This is a genomic window from Bradyrhizobium sp. AUGA SZCCT0176 (genome assembly GCF_018130145.1).
In the GTDB taxonomy this organism is placed as follows: Bacteria; Pseudomonadota; Alphaproteobacteria; order Rhizobiales; family Xanthobacteraceae; genus Bradyrhizobium.
Map to the genome: position 1 here is coordinate 215938 of NZ_JAFCMB010000002.1, position 17723 is coordinate 233660.

The following is a 17723-nucleotide window of genomic DNA, read 5'->3' on the forward strand; positions in this document are numbered from 1 at the left end:
TCGGACGTTGCCATAGCAATGCTGCGATGACATCATCCTAATCAGAAAAAGTTTCATCTAGCGAAACAATTTGGGGGAAACATGAACCGTCGACTGTCGAACTTTGCGCCTGCCGCACTCGCAGGCATCTCGCTCATGGCGTTTGCGCCGGCGCTGGCCCAGGACGTCAAGCTGCCGCCGACCATGACGTTCACCGCCTATGACACCGGTACCGCCGGATTCAACATTGCGGTCGCCGTCGGCAAGATGATGAAGGACAAATACGGCACCGACCTGCGGGTTCTCCCGGCAGGCAATGACGTGGCGCGCCTCGCGCCCTTGCGCGCCGGTCGCGCGATGTCTTCGGCGATGGGGTCCGGCACCTATTTCGCGCAGGAAGGCGTGTTTGAATTCGGCGCCAAGGAATGGGGGCCGCAAGCCTTGCAACTGGTGCTCTCGTCGGTCGACTGCAACGCAGGTTCGCTCGGCGTCGCCCGCGATACCGGGGTCAAGGAGGTCAAGGATCTCCGCGGAAAGCGGGTCGGATTCGTCGTCGGCTCCCCGGCGCTGAACCAGAATGCGCTTGCGATCCTGGCGTTCGGCGATCTCAAGCAGAGCGACGTCAAGGCGGTGGAATTCTCCAGCTATGGCGCGATGTGGAAGGGCTTGATCAACAACGACGTCGACGCTGCCTTCGCGACCACCATCACCGCCCCTGCAAAGGAAGCCGAGACCTCGCCGCGCGGCATCGTCTGGCCCCCGCTCCCGCACAACGACAAGGCTGGTTGGGAACGCGTCAAGAAAGTCGGTTCGTTCTTCTTCCCGCACGTCGCCACCTGCGGCGCCGGCATTACGAAGGAAAAGCCGATCGAACTCGGAAACTATCCGTATCCCATTTTCGTCGTCTATGGATCGCAGCCGGCTGATCAGGTCTATGCCGTGACCAAGGCGATGATCACGGGCTACGACCTTTACAAGGACGCTGCTGCCGGCGCCGCCGGTCTAGCGGCCGACCGCCAGACCAAAAACTGGGCGGTGCCCCTCCATCCCGGCGCGGTGAAGGCGATGAAGGAAGCCGGCCAATGGAGCGACGACCAGGAGGCGCACAACAATGCGCTGTTCAAGCGGCAGGCCGTTCTGGCCGCGGCGTGGGCCGACTACGGCAAAGCCAGCCCGCCGTCGGATGAGAAGGCATTCCTGGATGGCTGGATGAAGGCTCGCGCCGCAGCCCTTGCCAAAGCCGGCATGCCGAACGGATTCGAATAGACCATCGCAAACCCGCGCACGACCGATCGCCCGCAACTACCCGCAACTATTGGAACAGATGAATGACGCTTCCTCCATCCGATAGAGCGCAGCAGCCGCGCGCCGTGTCGTCGCCGACCGGCGGCGGCCCGGCCGAGCCGGCCAAGGTCGAGTTGGCCGATCCGCTGGTCGCGGTAGCCGACCTGCAGGAAGCCGAGGTCTCGCGCATCCGAACGCTGAAAGGCGGCTGGCGCTGGTTGCTGATCGTCCTGACCGCGGTGACGATCCTGCTCTGCGTGAACCAGCAATTCTCATTGCGGTTCTTCATCGACTACACGCAGCTCAACACCGAATATTTCTATCTGCTGATCGCGTTGATGCTGCCTTTTACGTTCCTGATATTTCCAGGTTCGGAGAAGGCAAGCATCGAGCGAATGCCCTGGTATGACATCGCGCTGTTCCTGCTGACATTCGGTGCGGCGATCTACCTGATGATGAACGTCCGCAAGGCGGCGTCGGCAGGCTGGGAATTCGGCGGCGCGCCGACGCCGGTGATCGCAGCCGGCCTGGTGATGTGGTTCGTGCTGATGGAGGCGTTGCGGCGCACCGGCGGCTGGAGCCTCCTGCTCAGCGTGCTTCCCTTCACGCTGTATCCGATGTTCGCCGATTCCAAATGGCTTGGACCGTTTCGCGGCACCCAATCGAACCTCGAACAGACCACCGCCTATCACACGCTGTCGGGCGAAAGCCTGCTCGGCATTCCGGTCCAGGCCTTCGCCGACACGGTGATCGGCTTCCTGGTGTTCGGCACCGCGTTGATGATGACCGGCGCCGGCAAGTTCTTCATCAATATCGCATTCGCGATGTGCGGAACGTTCCGCGGCGGCGCGGCAAAGGTCTGTGTCTTTGCCAGCGGCCTGCTCGGCACCGTCGGCGGCAGCATCGTCTCCAACGTGCTGACGGCCGGCACGATGACCATCCCGGCGATGAAGAAGACCGGCTTTACACCATCCTACTCCGCCGCGATCGAAGCCTGCGCCTCGACCGGCGCCGTTCTGGCGCCGCCGGTGCTCGGCGCCACCGCGTTCGTGATGGCGCAGTTCATGAACACCAGCTATGCCGACGTCGCGCTGGCGGCGACCATCCCCTCGATCCTGTATTATGTCGGCCTGTTCGCGCAGGTCGACGCCTACGCCGCGCGTCACAAGCTGAAGGGGCTGCCGCGGGAGGAGCTCCCGCGCTTCTGGGATGCCTTCAAGGAAGGCTGGTACTACCTCTTTGTCATCGCGATCCTCGTGGTCATGCTGCTGCACTTCAAGCGCGAAAGTCACGCGCCGTTTTACGCATCCGTGCTGCTGGTGATCCTGCATCAATGGTCGGGACCGGCGCCATGGAAGCGCGGCAATACGGCGGTGCTCGTCCTCTCGATCGTCGCGACCGGGCTGATGTTCTGGTTCGACGTGCTCAACGCGATCCTCTGGGGCATGTGCCTGCTCGCCGCGCTCAACGAATTCTTTCCGGGCAAGAACTGGGGCGGCGCGCGCTGGCTGCAGTTCCTCGAACTGAACGGCAAGACCTTCGTCGAGCTGATCGCCATTCTCGCTGGCTGCGGTCTCCTGATCGGTGCGTTCTCGCTCACCGGCGTGATTTCAAGCCTTGCCAACGATTTGCTGAACATCGCCGGCGGCGACGCGTTCCTCCTGCTCATCATGTGCGCGTTCACCAGCCTGATCCTCGGGCTCGGGCTGACCACGACGTCCTGCTACATCTTCCTCGCGATCCTGGTGGCCCCTGCGCTGGAAAAGCTCGGGCTCAACAAGATGGCCGTGCACATGTTCATCTTCTACTGGGGCATGCTGTCGGCGATCACGCCACCGGTCGCCATCGCCTCGTTTGCCGCGGCCGGCATCGCCGGTGCGCCCGCGATGAAGACGGGCTGGGAGAGCATGTGGGTGGGCAGCATCATCTATTTCATCCCGTTCTTCTTCGTGCTGAACCCCGCATTGCTGCTGCAGGGGAACAACCCCTATCTGGAAGCGATCGGGCTGACGGGGTTGGCCTGTTTCGGCATCATCTTCATATGCGGCGGCATCCAGGGCTATCAGGCCTATGTCGGCGACCTCCGCGGCGCCGGCGCACTGGAATGGCCGCTGCGCGTGCTGCTGGTGATCGGCGGCTTCGTGATCGCGACACCCGGCGGCGGCATCATGCCGATCTCGCAATTGCAGATCACCTGCCTTGGCCTCGCCATCCTGATCCCGACCGTGCTGGTCGCCTTCCTGTTGTGCCGGCGCCAAAGTCTGTTGCCGAACCAGTTGCGCGCCCCGTGATTGCGCGGCAAAACGGTAGGCGATGAAAGTATCGCCCACCGGCGCCCCGGCCTGGACCAGTTCGAAACCGCCATTGCTGCGGTTTCTCGACGGCTGTCACGCCGAATACCTGCCCGAGACCAGCGGGGCGGTTGCCGACTACATCCCTGAGCTCGGCAAGGCCGACCCTGCCCATTTTGGCATCAGCCTCGCGACCCTCGACGGCCATGTCTACGAGGTCGGCGACACACAGGTCCCCTTCACGATCCAGTCGATGTCAAAGCCCTTCGTGTTCGCGCTGGCGCTGGACACGCTGGGCGCCGCGCGCGTGGAGAGCGTGATCGGCGTCGAGCCTTCTGGCGATCCCTTCAACTCGATCCGTCTCAACGCCGAGAACCACCCGTTCAATCCGATGGTCAATGCCGGCGCCATCGCCTGCTCCGGGCTGATCTATGAGGCCAAGGGCGACGGCGCGTTCGAGTACATCCGCCAGGCTTTGGGACGTTTTGCCGGGCGCGAGCTTGGCGTCGACGACGCCGTATATTCCTCCGAGAGCCTGACCGGCGACCGCAACCGGGCGATCGGCTATCTCCTGCGTACCAACGCGGTCATCAGGGACAATGTCAGCTCGGTGCTGGAGGTCTATTTCCGCCAATGCGCGATCCTGGTCAACGCGCGCGACATCGCCGTGATGGCGGCGACACTGGCCAATCGCGGCATCAATCCGGTCACCGGCGAACAGGTGATGAGCGCTTACGCGATTTCGCGGACGCTGTCCGTCATGACCAGTTCCGGCATGTATGACTACGCCGGCGAATGGATCTACCGCGTCGGCATCCCCGCCAAGAGCGGCGTCGGCGGCGGCATTCTGGCCGCATTGCCGGCGCGGATCGGGCTCGGCAGCTATTCGCCCAAACTCGACAAGCACGGCAACAGCGTGCGCGGCATCAAGGTCTGCGAGGCGCTGTCGGCGCATTACGACCTGCACATGCTCAACCGCAGCGACAATGCGCGCAATGCCATTATTGCCGATTACGATATCGGCGAAAATCCGTCGCGGCGCAGCCGCCGCCCGCACGAGCAAACGATTCTCGCCGCGCATTATCAGGACGTCCGCGTCATCGAACTGATGGGCACGCTGTCGCTATCGAATGTCGACTATATTGCGCGCCGGCTCGTGGCCAAGCCGCGCCCGCAATTCGTCATCTTTGATTTTCGCCGGGTCACGTCGATGACCCCGGCGGGCGCCCGGCTGCTCGCCGAGGAGTTTCGCGAGCTGGCGGCCTATCAGGTCACCGTGATCGTGTCCGGCATCAAGCGGGCCGACGCGGAATGGCAGCCGATCGCGGGGCGGACCGGCACCCTGCCGAACATGCGGTACTATTTCCTGCTCGACGCCGCGATCGAATGGGCGGAAGACCAGGTGGTGTTTCGCCATGGCGGTTCGATCGATTTTTTCGAGACGACGGAACTGTCCGAACAGCCGCTGCTGGTGGGATTGACGGACGAGGAACTGACCGATCTGGGTTCGCTCTGCAGCATCACGACCTACCAGCCCGGCGAAAAGATCATCGCGTCAGGCGATCCCGCCACCTCGCTGTTTTTCCTGCGCAGCGGCGTGGTTCACGTCACCCTGCCCGACGGCATCCGGCTGGCGACGCTGACCGCGGGAATGCCGTTCGGCGAGATGGCCCTACTGGAACAGCGCCGCTCCGCCGATGTGCTGGCCGATATGTCGGCCACCGCCTTTGAGGTCCCGCTCCGCGATTTCGAACGTTTTCGCGGGCAGCATCCCCGCGCCGGCGAGCGGATCATGCGCAACCTCGCGCAACTGCTCGCCGACCGCCTGATCCTCGCCAACGCCAAGGTGAATCTGCTGACGTCGAATTAGATCTTTCCGCGCCCGCTTTTCTCCGCGGCACGCTTCAAGGCCTCAGCGAGCGCACCGCCGCCGCCAGATTCCTGGGCCTTGCGCGGCGCTGACGACGTCATCGATGCCTTCGAGTATTCGCGCATCTTGCTGTCCGACAGCTTTGGGCCCTTGTCGCCGACCTCGTCATCGAGACGCAATGTCAGCGCGATGCGTTTGCGGGCGACCTCGACCTCCAGCACCTTGACCTTGACGATGTCACCCGGCTTCACCACCTCGCGCGGATCCTTGATGAAGGTTTTCGACATCGCCGAGATATGCACCAATCCATCCTGGTGCACGCCGATATCGACGAAGGCGCCGAACGCCGCGACGTTGGTCACCGTGCCCTCGAGGATCATGCCGCGCTTGAGATCCTTGATCTCCTCGACGCCCTCCTTGAACACCGCCGCCTTGAACGCCGGGCGTGGATCGCGGCCCGGCTTTTCCAGCTCGCGCAGGATGTCGGTCACCGTGGGCAGACCGAAGGTGTCGTCGACGAAACTCTGCGGCTTCAACTGGCGCACGATCTCGGCATTGCCGATCAGCGCCTTGATGTCGCTCTTGGTCGCGGTCAAAATCTTGCGCACCACCGGATAGGCTTCCGGATGCACGCCGGAGGCATCGAGCGGATCCTCGCCGCCCTGGATGCGCAGGAAGCCGGCGCACTGCTCGAACGCCTTCGGCCCCAGCCGCGGCACTTCCTTCAGCCCCTTGCGCGATTTGAACGGGCCGTTGGCGTCGCGGTGCTGCACGATGCTTTGCGCCAGACCCGCGCCGATGCCCGACACCCGCGCCAGCAGCGGCGCGGACGCCGTGTTGGCATCGACGCCGACGGCGTTGACGCAGTCCTCGACCACGGCATCGAGCGAACGCGCCAGCTTGGATTCGCCGAGATCGTGCTGGTATTGCCCGACACCGATCGCCTTGGGATCGATCTTCACCAATTCAGCCAAGGGATCCTGCAGACGCCGCGCGATCGAGACCGCGCCGCGCAGGGTGACGTCGAGTTCCGGCAACTCCTCGGAGGCAAAGGCCGAGGCCGAATAAACGGAAGCGCCCGCCTCCGACACCACGATCTTCGACATGTTCAGGTCCGGCAGCAGCTTGACCAGTTCGGTCGCGAGCTTGTCGGTCTCGCGCGAGGCGGTGCCGTTGCCGATCGCGATCAGATCGACGCGGTGCGCGACCGCGAGCTTGCCGAGGGTTGCCAGCGTCGCGTCCCACTGCCGCTGCGGCTCGTGCGGATAGACCGCCGTGGTCGCCACCACCTTGCCGGTGGCATCGACGATGGCGACCTTGACGCCGGAACGGTAGCCGGGATCGAGCCCCATGGTGACGCGCGCGCCTGCGGGCGCCGCCAGCAACAAATCGCGCAAATTCGAGGCGAACACCCGCACGCCTTCGGTTTCGGCATTGGTCCACAGCCGCATCCGCAGGTCGATGTTGAGATGCACCTGGATCTTGGTGCGCCACGCCCAGCGTGCGGTCTCGACCAGCCAGCGGTCGCCGGGGCGGCCCTGGTCCGAAATCAGGAAGCGCTGCATGATCTTCAGCTCATAGGCGCTCGGCACGTTGGCGACCGGGACCTGCGCGTCGGGCAGTATCTGCAGCTCGAGGATTTCTTCCTTTTCGCCGCGAAACAGCGCGAGGATGCGGTGCGACGGCAGCTTGTGCAGCGCTCCGTTGTATTCGAAATAGTCCTTGAACTTCTCGCCTTCGAGCTTCTTGCCCTTGCGCACGGTCGAGGTCATTACCCCATTCGACCACATTTCCTCGCGCAGTTTTCCGATCAGATCGGCGTCCTCAGCGAACCGCTCCACCAGAATGGCGCGCGCACCTTCGAGCGCGGCGGCGACATCGGCCACCTGCTTTTCGGCATCGACGAAACCGGCGGCCACCACCTGCGGATCGTTCTGCGGCTGTGTCAGCAGCAGTTCGGACAGCGGCTCAAGCCCGGCTTCCCTGGCAATCTCCGCCTTGGTGCGGCGCTTCGGCTTGAACGGCAGATAGATGTCTTCCAGCCGTCCCTTGCTGTCGGCGGCCATGATCGCAGCTTCCAGCGCGGCATCGAGCTTGCCCTGCTCGCGGACCGAATTAAGGATCGCAACGCGGCGCTCTTCCAGCTCCCGCAGATAGGTCAGGCGTTCTTCCAGGGTGCGCAATTGGGCGTCATCGAGCCCGCCGGTGATTTCCTTGCGATAGCGCGCCACGAACGGGACCGTGGCGCCGCCGTCGAGCAACGTGACCGTCGCCTCGATCTGCTGCTCGCGAACGCCAAGCTCTTCTGCGATCTGTCGATTGATGTTTGCCACGCAACCTCTTTCCAGACTGGCCGCGGCGGAATGATGGCCGCGGGACGCCGCTTATGGACTACCACGGATCGATTCATCAACCCGCCAGGGCCGCGAAAACGCAAAGAAATTGATCTGTGGATCAGCGTGGCCGGATTGCCGGAATCGTTGGGTCAAGTCCCTATTAACGGGCCAATATATGTGTGGATCGACGGCCCGGTAATGTGTAGACGGACGCTTCCCCTGGGAGCGTCCATGTCCATTTGCGGTCTAGATTTCGGAACGTCGAATACGACGCTCGGCACCATCGAAGGCGAAGCGCCGGTCCTGGCGGAGCTGGAAGCCGGCTACACCACGATTCCCAGCGCGATCTTCTATGAGGTGGACGGCGCGGTCCTGATCGGGCGCAAGGCCATCGCCGCCTATGTCGACGGCGCCCCCGGCCGCCTGATGCGCAGTCTCAAATCGGTGCTCGGAACCTCGCTGATCGACGAAACCACCCGCCTCGGGCGCCAGCGGACCGGCTTTCGCGACGTGATCGCCTATTACCTCGGCGCGGTGAAGCGGCGCGCGGAACAAGCTACCGGCCTAGAACTGCGCGATGTCGTGCACGGCCGCCCCGTGCATTTCGTCGACAATGCGCCGGACGCCGACCGCAAGGCGGAAGAGACGCTGCGCCAGATCGCGCGAGAAGTCGGCTTCGACGACGTCACCTTCCAATTCGAGCCGATTGCCGCGGCGCTGGATTATGAGCGCCAGATCGAACGCGAAGAAGTTGCCCTGATCGCAGATATCGGCGGCGGCACGTCGGATTTTTCGATCGTGCGGCTCGGGCCCGAACGCCACGCCAAGGCCAACCGCTCAAGCGACATTCTCGCCAATGACGGCGTGCGGATCGGCGGCACCGATTTCGACCGCCAGCTCAGCCTCGGCGTCGTGATGCCGCTGTTCGGCTTCGGCAGCGCCATGAGCCGCGCCGGGCTCGACGTGCCCTCAAGCTATTTCCACGACCTCGCGACCTGGTCGAGCATCAACCGCATGTATGAGCCGCGCGTGCTCGCGGACATCCGCCAGGTCCGGCGCGAGGCCAGCGAGCCTGAATTGCTCGACCGGCTGGCGCGCGTGGTCGAGGAACAGCGCGGCCACACGCTGTTGATGGAGGTCGAGGAAGCCAAGATCGCCCTGTCGGACAAGCGCCGCGCCGACATTCCGCTGGAATGGGTGATGCCCGGCCTCAACGCTGGCATCAGCCGCCCCGATCTGGTCAGCCATACCGGTCAACTGGCCGAGCGTATCGCCGCCCGCATCAAGAATTGCCTCACGCAGGCCGGGCTTGGGCCTGAGGACATCGACGCTGTCTTCCTGACCGGTGGTTCGGTGCAGCTCGCCCATGTCCGCAATGCGATCAGGAAGGCGGTGCCGGCGGCCCGTCTCGTCGAAGGCGACACGTTCGGCGCGGTCGGCAAAGGACTGACGCTGGAGGCGCTGCGGAGATACGGGCCGCGGGCCTGAAATCATCCCACGGAAGGCCGCTGCCACTCCATCACGACGAACCAGGGCACCCGCCGGGCACGTTCCTGATGCGCGGCCTCGCCGGATACGGGTCCGGGCTCCGCGAAAAACGTCAGATGCAGACCGCTTTCGAGAAAGGCCGTCATGTAGGCGGCAAGCGGCCGGTGCCAGTTCTGGATGCGTATTCCCGCCCATTCGAACCAGAATGGAAACTCTTCGAGGTAACGATCGACGGGAAAGTGAAGATGGCGTCCTTCGGCATCTTTCACCCACCCCCGATCGGCAGCGGCCGACGTGAAGCCGGTGAGATTTGCGATCAGCAGCGAGCCGCCGGGTTTCAGAACCCTGGCCATCTCGTTGATCGCCGTTCTGAAATCGACGATATCGATCAGCGTGAGGTAGCTGACAACGAGATCGAAACTGGCCGCCTCGAATTCAAGCTGCTCGGCATTGCCGGACCGGTAGTCACCGGATGGATCGCGCTGCCTTGCTACCTCGAGCAGTTGACGGGTCGGATCGATCCCTGTCGCTGCGATGCCGGCGGCCTTCAGCATCCTGCAGAAGCGGCCCTCACCGCAGCCGACATCCAGCGCACGCTCGAACCGGCCTGCCGCCACGCGACTGAGTATGACCGGATCGAGCACGTGCTCGCGGCCCCAATCTCCGCGCTCGCCCATGGAGTCGATCCAGGCTTGCGCTGAAAGCTCCCATCCGTTGCTCATGAGGGCACCCGCATCCGAACACAGTCGTTATTGAATGGAAGCCGACGGCAAACCATCGCCTCAGCGGCCAACTTCGCCAAGTTTGGTGGATGGCTCGTGCTGCGATTCCAGCCGGTTGCCGTGGCGGTGAACGAGGCGCCATTCGCCGGCCTCGCGGCAAAAGATATGCGTAACCCGATTGGACCAGCCGGTGATGCCTTCGACGTCGGCGACGCGTTGGTTTTCGAAGGTCTCGATATCGGTCACGTAGAACATCGCAGGGGTGACGACCTTGGAGATATTCTCGTGACGGACGGTTCCGCCCTTGAACCTCGCGCCGGCCCAGTCCCACCGCCGAGACACCGCTTCCCATCCCTTCTCGTAGCCGCCCCAGCCGTAGAAGCTGGTCGCTTCCGAGGTGTGCGAATAAAGCGCCTTGATCGCGGACACATCACCATTGGCAACTCTGGCCATCGCCTGATGTAGCCGGGCGATGGCCACGCTTACCGAGGCATCGAGTTCCTCTTCAGTCATACTCTCGCCCACCTATGGAATCACTTCGGTCGCCGGCTGCAGGTCGATGGCAAAGGTTTCCAGAAACTTCGACGTCATGATGTAGAAGCCGACCGAAAGCTGCAGCTCGATCAGCGCGGCCGGCGTCAGTTTCGAGGCAATGGCGTTGAAGGTCGCATCGGTCGGCTTGTGCAGCTTGACGATTTCATCGGTAAAGGCGAGCGCGGCACGCTGCACGTCGTTGAAACATGTGGCCGACTGCCAGTTTTCCAACGCCTCGTTCTGCTCGTCGCTGACGCCGACGTTCTTGCCGATACGCTTGTGCGCGACGATCTCGTAAGGCGCCTCGCACAGGATGCCGGTGCGGGTGATGGCAAGTTCGCGCACGACCGGATCAAGCTCACCCTTGTGCCTGATGGCGCCGCCCAGCCGGCAATATTGCTCGAAATAGCTCGGCGAATGCGCCATCATTCTGAAGATATTGGCATTGCGGTTCTTGCCGAGGATTTCGCGGGTACGATCGTTGTGTTTAGCGGGATCGCTGTATTCGATACGGGCCATTTCTCACCTTGTTTTCTTTGATTTTGCAGGCGGATCATGCCTTGCGGTTCCCTGCGGATCAACCAGACTATGCTCGGAAATCGCCACCACGCGCGCAAAATCCGGCTGCGCCTGAGCCAAAATGCCGCCGCATTGCTGTTCAAACTTGGTACGGTCGATGTTCGCTGAGTGGGGACTCAATCGAAGCGAACGATCGTCGCGGGGTGTTCCGAGTAAAAATAAACGGCCGTCCAGCGTGCTTGTCACGCAGCGATGAGTCTTGCCCAAGTCTAGGGAGAAAGCATGAAGGAAGCCACCAAGAGGGCGGCCTCGGAGGCGCTTGCGCAAATGCTGGCGGTGACGGCAATGCTCGTCATCGCCAGCGTCATCTTCTACGCGCGGTGAAACCGCGGCTTGTGAGTAAAGGCGTCACGAAGCAATCCAGAAAACATCCGTTCCGCGTCACTCTGGATTGCTTCGGAGCTTTGCATTTTGTTTTGACGCGTTTTCTTAACGCGAACCGGTGTCCACCCCCGGATCAAGTCCGAGGGCATGCTTCGCTCGAAAACGCTATGCTTCATTTTGCCTTTGCGAAATAAGGAATCAGCCGCCCGGCAAATGGCTGATAGGTCGCGCTGACCTGATCGCCAATGGCCAGATCGTGGTCGCCATGGGCCATCATGCGAAACCCTTCGGGCGTATCGACCAGCAAAATATTGTAGGGAACGTGCGCGCGGGTCTCCGGCGTTGCGGCGCGGCATACCAGCGAGGTCGCGTAGACCGTCCCTGCTCCACTTGCGGACTTCTCCGCCGGATCCGGCGCGCCACAGGCCGCGCAAAAGCTGCGACGGAAATATTGCACCGTCCCGCAAGCCGCGCAGGATTGGTAGACGATGCCCTCGCCGCCCTTGGTCCAATCCGCGTTCATCGCACCCGCTCCAGGAACATGCTGACATGCGACGACAGCACGCCGCCGTCGCCGTGCAATAGCGCGATCGAGGCATCTCGAACCTGGCGATTTTCAGCGCGCCCCGTCATCTGCAGATGGGTTTCGACCAGATGCGCCATCGCGCCGCCGACGCCGCAATGGCCGTAACTCAGCAGACCGCCATGGGTGTTGAGCGGCATCTCACCGTCGCGGCCGAAGTACCCTGCCCGCACCTTTGCCGCCGCCTCGCCGCGTTTGGCAAGGCCGAGGTCCTCCAGCAGCATCGCCAGCGTGATGGTGAAACTGTCGTAGACGGCAGCATAGCGCACGTCGGAGATCGTTAGGCCGGATGCGGCTTTGGCTTTCGCGATCGAAATCTCGGCGCCGAGCTCGCTCAAGGCTGGTGCCGCGGTGACATGCTGATGGGTATGTGCCTGGGCGGCGCCACGCACCTTAACGCCGGCTGAACCTGTGCGCTCGCGGCTGATCACAAATGCCGCTCCACCATCGGACACCGGGCAGCAGTCGAGCAGCTTAAGCGGCATCGCCACTGGCTTCGACGCCATCACGTCGGCGACCGTGATCGCCTCATGGAACTGGGCGCCGGGATGGGTCAGCGCGTGGGCGCGCATCAGCACCGCGAATTCGGCGAGGTCTTGCTGGGTGACGCCATATTCGTGCATGTAGCGCGACGCAACGAGGCCGTAATAGGCCGGGATCGTCGGCCCCAGCGTCACCTCATAGTCGGGGTGGCCGACCTGCGCCAGCGCCTGAATCGAGGCGTCACGGCTCTGCCCGGTGAGACGATTTTCGCCGCCGACCACCAGCACATGTTTTACGATTCCCGCATCGACCAGGTGATGCGCCAGCATGGTCATCGCGAGCCCGGTCGCACCGCCGACCTGTACGGCGTGGGCGTAGGACGGCCGGATGCCGAAATGCTCGGCGAACACCGTTGCCAGCATGATGTGCGGCGAAACCGTGCTGTAGCCGCAGAGGATGCCGTCAATTTCCGAGCGCTTCAGCCCGGCATCGGCAATCGCCATCTCGGCTGCCTTGCTCATGAGATCGAGCGAGGACGAGCCTTCGTGCTTGCCGTATGACGTCAGTCCGACACCGGTGATGAAGCTCATGGTCGTCCCCCATTGTCATTCCGGGGCGCGCGAAGCGCGAGCCCGGAATCCATTTCGCCGCCGTCGCAAGTGGCCCAATGGATTCCGGGCCTGCGCCTTACGGCGCATCCCGGAATGACGACGTGGGGTAATCGTATGGCCATCCTCAATACGACTTCGGCAACCCCAGCACCTTCTCGGCGATAAAGCTGAGAATAAGCTGCGGGCTGATCGGGGCGATGCGCGGGATCAGGGATTCCCGCAAGTAACGCTCGACGTGATATTCCTTGGCGTAACCAAAGCCGCCATGGGTCATGACGGCCTGCTCGCAGGCATGGAAGCCGGCTTCGGCCGCCAGATATTTCGCGGCATTGGCCGCCGGGCCACACGGCATGCCCTGATCATATTGCCAGCCGGCGGAAAGCACCATCAGCCATGCGGCTTCCAGCTCCATCCAGTTCTTGGCGAGCGGGTGCTGGATGCCCTGGTTCATGCCGATCGGACGATTGAACACGATGCGGTTTTTGGCATAGGCCGACGCGCGCGACAGCGCGACCTGGCCGAGGCCGACGGCTTCGGCTGCGATCAGGATGCGCTCGGGATTCATGCCGTGCAGGATATATTCGAAGCCGCGGCCTTCCTCGCCGAGCCGATCCTCGACCGGGATTTCAAAATTCTCGAAGAACAATTCGTTGGAATCGACAGGCTTGCGGCCCATCTTCTCGATTTCGTGCACGGCGACGCGCTGCTTGTCGAAATCCGTATAGAACAGGCTCAAGCCCTGCGTCGGCGTCTTCACCTCTTCCAGCGGCGTGGTGCGCGCCAGCAGCAGGATCTTGTTGGCGACCTGGGCGGTCGAGATCCAGACCTTCTGGCCGTTGACGATGTATTTGTCGCCCTTGCGCACAGCGCGGGTTTTCAGCTGCGTGGTGTTGAGCCCGGTGTTGGGCTCGGTCACCGCAAAGCAGGATTTGTCGCGGCCGTCGATGATCGGCGGCAGCATGCGCGTGCATTGTTCCTTGGTGCCGAACACGACCACGGGATTGAGCCCGAACACGTTCATGTGCACCGCCGACGCGCCCGACATGCCGGCGCCGGACTCCGAAATCGTGCGCATCATGATCGCGGCATCGGTGATGCCGAGCCCTGAGCCGCCATATTCCTCGGGAATGCAGATGCCGAGCCAGCCGGCATCGGCCAGCGCGCGGTGGAAATCGGCGGGATAGCCGCCTTCCTTGTCCTTCTTCAGCCAATAGGCGTCGTCAAAGCGCGAACAGATTTTCCCGATCGCGTCGCGGATCGATTCCTGGTTGGCCGACAGCGCGAAATCCATGGTCTCAGTCCTCAGGTGTTTGATACGGCCTTGGTGACGCCGTCGCGAACCAGGGCGGCAATCTCGTCGACCGAGAAGCCTGCTTCCTGCAAAATCTCGGCGCTGTGCTCGCTCAGGCGCGGTGCCAATCGCGTCATCTCCACCGGTGTCTCCGACCACCGCGCCGACGACCGCATGTTGCGAATCCGTCCCTCGGTCGGATGATCGATCACGGGAGCGAAATCAGTCGCTGTTATGTGCGGGTCCTGCAGCAGGCTTTCGAGGTCATGCATCGGCATGACAGGCACGTCGGCCTTCTCGAGGATGGCGGTCCACTCGGCCGTGCTCTTGGTCTCAAGGATGCGCGCCAGTTCGGCATAGACGGTGTCGATATTGGTGGCGCGGCCGGCAAAGGTTGCGAACTTCGGATTGCTGCGCAAATCGTCGCGGCCGGTGGCATGGAAGAAATTCTCCCACTGCTTGTCGTTGTAGACGATCACGCAGATGTAGCCGTCGGACGTCTTGTAGGGCCGCCGGTCCGGCGACAGATGCCGGGCGTAGCCGCCCTTGTCGAGCGGCGGCTCATAGGTGAGCCCGCCCATGTGGTCGCCCATCACAAAGCTCGCCATGGTCTCGAACATGGGGATGTCGACGCGCTGGCCGCGGCCCGTGCGGTCGCGATCCACAAGACTGGCGCAGATCGCGCCGACCGCGGTGAGCCCGACGATGCGGTCGACCAGGGCATTGGGAACATAACGCGGCACGCCGTCGCCGGTCTGTGCCATCAACGCCGGCAGCGCGGTGGCGCCCTGGATCAGATCGTCATAGGCGGGTTTGGCTGCATAAGGCCCGTCCTGACCGAAGCCGAACACGCCGGCATAAATCAAACGCGGGTTGATTTTCGAGACCACGTCGTAGCCGAGCTGCAGCCGCGCCATCGCCTGCGGGCGCACGTTGTAGACCAGCACGTCGGCCTTCGCGATCAGCCGCAGCACGGCGTCGCGCCCGGCCGGCTTCTTCAGGTCAAGGCAGATGCTGCGCTTGTTGCGGTTGGTGTTGAGGAACACCGGCCCCATGCCTGGATGCCGCGTTGGCCCGATCTGCCGCGTGACGTCGCCATCATGCGATTCCACCTTGATGATGTCGGCGCCGTAATCGCCGAGCGTCTGGGTGGCAAAGGGCCCCATCAGCACGGACGTCATGTCGACGACCTTGATGCCTTTTAGCGGTCCCATGCCCAATTCGCTCCCGGATGTGGTTATTCCCCATCTAGTAACGGCAGGGTGAAACGAAGAGCAAGGGCGTCAGGGGTATGGGCGTATGCGTGGCGAAGCTCAATACTCCGCGTCGTCCCGGCGCAGGCCGGGACCCATACGCCGTGAAGTTGCAGTCGAAAGACGGAGCCTACGGCTCGGCAAAACAACGAACGACGGTGGTTATGGGTCCCGGCCTGCGCCGGGACGACACGGAATTTACCGTCTTACTTCGCCGGCTCCAACACTGAAACGTAGTTCGCCACCGCGGCGCCACCCATGTTGAAGATGCCCGCGAGTTTTGGATACTTCAGCTGCATGCCCTCGGGCGCCTGGCCGACCAGTTGCATCGCGCTCATCACATGCATGGAGACGCCGGTGGCGCCGATCGGATGGCCCTTCGCCTTCAACCCGCCGGACGGATTGACCGGCAGCTTGCCGTCCTTCTGTGTCCAGCCTTCCTTGATGGCACGGGCGCCCTGCCCGCGCGGCGTCAGGCCCATCGCTTCATATTCGATCAGCTCAGCGACGGTGAAGCAGTCATGGGTTTCGACGAACGACAAGTCGGAAAGGCTAACGCCGGCCTGCTGCAGCGCGCGCTGCCAGGCGACCGTGCAACCTTCAAACTGCAGGATGTCGCGCTTGGACATCGGCAGAAAATCCTGCGCGTGCGCGGTGGCGCGGAAATTCACCGCCTTGCCCATGGTCTTTGCGGTCTCCGAATCCGTCAGCACCAGCGCTGCTGCGCCATCCGACACCAGCGAGCAATCGGTCCGCTTCAGGGGCCCCGCGACGAACGGGTTCTTCTCACTCTCGGCGCGGCAGAACTCATAGCCAAAGTCCTTGCGCATCTGCGCATAGGGGTTGGCAACGCCGTTCTTGTGGTTCTTCGCCGCGATCATCGCCAGCGCATCGGACTGGTCGCCATATTTCTGGAAATAGCTCTGCGCGATCTTGCCGAACACCCCGGCGAAACCGCCGACGGTGTCGCCATCCTCGGGCAGATACGACGCCTTAAGCAGGTACTTGCCGATCTCCGGGCCCGGTGTGCGCGTCATCTGCTCGACGCCGACCACCAGCACGATCTTGGCCGCGCCCGCGGCGATCGCCCGGATGCCCTGATGCACTGCGGCCGAACCGGTGGCGCAGGCGTTCTCGACCCGCGTGGTCGGCTTGAAGCGCAATTTGGGGTCGGCCTGCAGCACCAGCGAGGCGGTAAAATCCTGCGGCGAGAAGCCGGCGTTGAAATGGCCGAGCACGATTTCATCGACGTCTTCAGCGGAAATGCCGGCATCGGCCATTGCGTCGGTCGCTACCTTCACCACCAGGCTTTCAACGGTCTCCGCGTCGAATTTGCCGAATGGCGTGTGCGCCCATCCCACGATGCTGGCTGTCATGGTCGTTCTCCCTGTTCCGGTTCGGACGGTTTTGTACCCTATCGGAAAAAATACTTCACGCCGGTTTCAGCGTTTTCATCGCCCGCGCGCACATGGCTGAAATGCCGGCCCAGTTGCCGGACCGTATATCCGCCGCCGGGCAGAGCCAGGAACCGCCCACGGCCAGCACATTCGGTTCGGCCAGCCACGCCGCGGCATTGGCCTCGCCAATGCCGCCGGTCGGGCAAACCCTGATGTTCGGGAACGGACCTGCGAGCGCACGCAGTGCCTTGATACCGCCGGACTGTTCCGCCGGAAAGAATTTGACGAGGTCAAAACCGTGCGCCAGCGCCTGCATCAGTTCGGACGCGGTCGCGATACCCGGCGCAAACGGCAGGTCGCTGGCCGCAGCAGCCTTCAGCAGTTCTGGCGTCGCTCCGGGGCTAATGCCGAATTTGGCGCCGAGCGCCTCGGTCCGCTTGAGATCATCGCCGTTCAGGATGGTGCCAATCCCCACAATGGCGTCCGGCACCTCAGCAATCATGGCCTTGGCGGCCTCGATCGCTACCGGCGTGCGCAGCGTCACTTCCAGCATGCGCACGCCCCCGGCAACCAGCGCCCTGGCCAGCGGCACCGCGTCTTCCAGCCGCTCGATGGTCAGCACCGGTATGACGGTGGCGGATTTCACCAAAGCCGCGAGCTTTTCCTGCCTTGCTGTTACATTCACGCTCATTAGGGAC

General features: G+C 63.1%; 15 protein-coding genes. 4 read left to right on the top strand and 11 right to left on the bottom strand.

Annotated elements, in window-relative coordinates; genetic code table 11:
* The first annotated feature begins 81 nt into the window (after positions 1-81).
* From JQ600_RS06080 to glsA, 3 genes are all read left to right on the top strand, one after another.
* Positions 82-1245, top strand: a complete 1164-nt coding sequence (locus tag JQ600_RS06080; protein WP_212388767.1) for a TAXI family TRAP transporter solute-binding subunit — start codon at positions 82-84, stop codon at positions 1243-1245.
* A 62-nt stretch (positions 1246-1307) separates the two neighbouring features.
* Positions 1308-3554: a TRAP transporter permease gene (locus tag JQ600_RS06085; protein ID WP_212264945.1), complete on the top strand. Its 2247-nt coding sequence runs from the start codon at positions 1308-1310 to the stop codon at positions 3552-3554.
* A 22-nt stretch (positions 3555-3576) separates the two neighbouring features.
* On the top strand, positions 3577-5424 hold the full coding sequence (gene glsA / locus JQ600_RS06090) for a glutaminase A (RefSeq protein ID WP_212388769.1): 1848 nt from the start codon (positions 3577-3579) through the stop codon (positions 5422-5424).
* Here glsA and JQ600_RS06095 read toward each other — a convergent pair.
* Positions 5421-7757, bottom strand: coding sequence for a Tex family protein (locus tag JQ600_RS06095; protein ID WP_212388771.1), 2337 nt, complete (start codon positions 7755-7757; stop codon positions 5421-5423). The two genes, glsA and JQ600_RS06095, sit on opposite strands and share 4 nt — an antisense overlap.
* A gap of 234 nt (positions 7758-7991) precedes the next feature.
* Between JQ600_RS06095 and JQ600_RS06100 the strand changes: the two genes are divergently transcribed.
* On the top strand, positions 7992-9248 hold the full coding sequence (locus JQ600_RS06100) for an Hsp70 family protein (protein WP_212264948.1): 1257 nt from the start codon (positions 7992-7994) through the stop codon (positions 9246-9248).
* 2 nt (positions 9249-9250) lie between these two features.
* On the opposite strand, the gene JQ600_RS06105 is transcribed toward JQ600_RS06100, so the two are convergent.
* From JQ600_RS06105 to eda, 10 genes are all read right to left on the bottom strand, one after another.
* Complete coding sequence (locus JQ600_RS06105) at positions 9251-9970, bottom strand: class I SAM-dependent methyltransferase (protein ID WP_212388779.1); 720 nt, start codon at positions 9968-9970, stop codon at positions 9251-9253.
* A gap of 60 nt (positions 9971-10030) precedes the next feature.
* Positions 10031-10483 carry a nuclear transport factor 2 family protein gene (locus tag JQ600_RS06110; protein WP_192739710.1) on the bottom strand — a complete coding sequence of 151 codons (453 nt, stop codon included), beginning with the start codon at positions 10481-10483 and terminating at the stop codon, positions 10031-10033.
* 12 nt (positions 10484-10495) lie between these two features.
* Positions 10496-11023, bottom strand: a complete 528-nt coding sequence (locus JQ600_RS06115; protein ID WP_212388781.1) for a carboxymuconolactone decarboxylase family protein — start codon at positions 11021-11023, stop codon at positions 10496-10498.
* Positions 11024-11026: 3 nt separating this feature from the next.
* Positions 11027-11269: a hypothetical protein gene (locus tag JQ600_RS06120; protein WP_212388783.1), complete on the bottom strand. Its 243-nt coding sequence runs from the start codon at positions 11267-11269 to the stop codon at positions 11027-11029.
* A 310-nt stretch (positions 11270-11579) separates the two neighbouring features.
* The gene (locus tag JQ600_RS06125; protein ID WP_212489745.1) at positions 11580-11930 is read right to left on the bottom strand and encodes a Zn-ribbon domain-containing OB-fold protein; all 351 of its coding nucleotides are present in this window, start codon (positions 11928-11930) and stop codon (positions 11580-11582) included.
* Positions 11927-13063, bottom strand: coding sequence for a thiolase family protein (locus tag JQ600_RS06130; RefSeq protein ID WP_212388786.1), 1137 nt, complete (start codon positions 13061-13063; stop codon positions 11927-11929). The genes JQ600_RS06125 and JQ600_RS06130 overlap by 4 nt, the downstream gene beginning before the upstream one ends.
* Before the next feature lie 145 nt (positions 13064-13208).
* Positions 13209-14375 carry an acyl-CoA dehydrogenase family protein gene (locus JQ600_RS06135; RefSeq protein ID WP_192739714.1) on the bottom strand — a complete coding sequence of 389 codons (1167 nt, stop codon included), beginning with the start codon at positions 14373-14375 and terminating at the stop codon, positions 13209-13211.
* An 11-nt stretch (positions 14376-14386) separates the two neighbouring features.
* Complete coding sequence (locus JQ600_RS06140; protein WP_212388787.1) at positions 14387-15589, bottom strand: CaiB/BaiF CoA-transferase family protein; 1203 nt, start codon at positions 15587-15589, stop codon at positions 14387-14389.
* Positions 15590-15834: 245 nt separating this feature from the next.
* Entirely contained in the window at positions 15835-17004 is a 1170-nt protein-coding gene (locus JQ600_RS06145; protein ID WP_212388788.1) for an acetyl-CoA acetyltransferase, read from the bottom strand.
* Positions 17005-17059: 55 nt separating this feature from the next.
* Complete coding sequence (eda, locus tag JQ600_RS06150) at positions 17060-17710, bottom strand: bifunctional 4-hydroxy-2-oxoglutarate aldolase/2-dehydro-3-deoxy-phosphogluconate aldolase (RefSeq protein WP_312010970.1); 651 nt, start codon at positions 17708-17710, stop codon at positions 17060-17062.
* Between the last annotated feature and the right edge of the window lie 13 nt (positions 17711-17723).